We start from the raw sequence: 452 nt of genomic DNA, 5'->3' as shown, positions 1-452 counted from the left end.
GCAGTGTAATGCGAAAAGTGCCGATGCTAATCTGGTGCAGATGGTCAATTTAGGATTATATTCTCGGCAAGTACTCGGCGAAGTCAGGGCGCAAACGGGCATTGATTATGACTGTTTGACACGCGGTATTATGCATTTTTATACCGATCATGCTGAGTTTCAAGCAGCGATAGCACCCACTAAACGGATGCAGCAATTGGGTTGTGATCGGCAAGTCATTAGTGTGGATAAAGCGATAGAATTAGAGCCTGCGTTAACTGGTATTGGCAAAGAATTGGTGTGGGCGACTTATACCGCACTTGATGAATCAGGGGATGCCCAAAAATTCACCCATCGCTTGGCCGCACTTTGTCAACAGCAAGGGGTAACATTTTTATTTAATACTGCCATCAAACGACTTATTTATCATAACCAACACATTGACGGTGTGGAAGTAATGTCCGTTGATAGCA

1 protein-coding gene is annotated in these 452 nt (G+C 44.2%); it reads left to right on the top strand.

The window, feature by feature from the left end; translation table 11 throughout:
• Nucleotides 1-40: 40 nt before the first annotated feature.
• On the top strand, nucleotides 41-452 hold a 412-nt coding region (locus IV512_RS19755; RefSeq protein WP_209406489.1), incomplete at its 3' end, for an FAD-dependent oxidoreductase.

It is taken from the genome of Pseudozobellia sp. WGM2, assembly GCF_017810075.1.
GTDB lineage: Bacteria > Bacteroidota > Bacteroidia > Flavobacteriales > Flavobacteriaceae > JADNYK01.
Note: the sequence above shows the minus strand (reverse complement) of the source record. Positions and strands in the feature narration are given on the sequence as shown.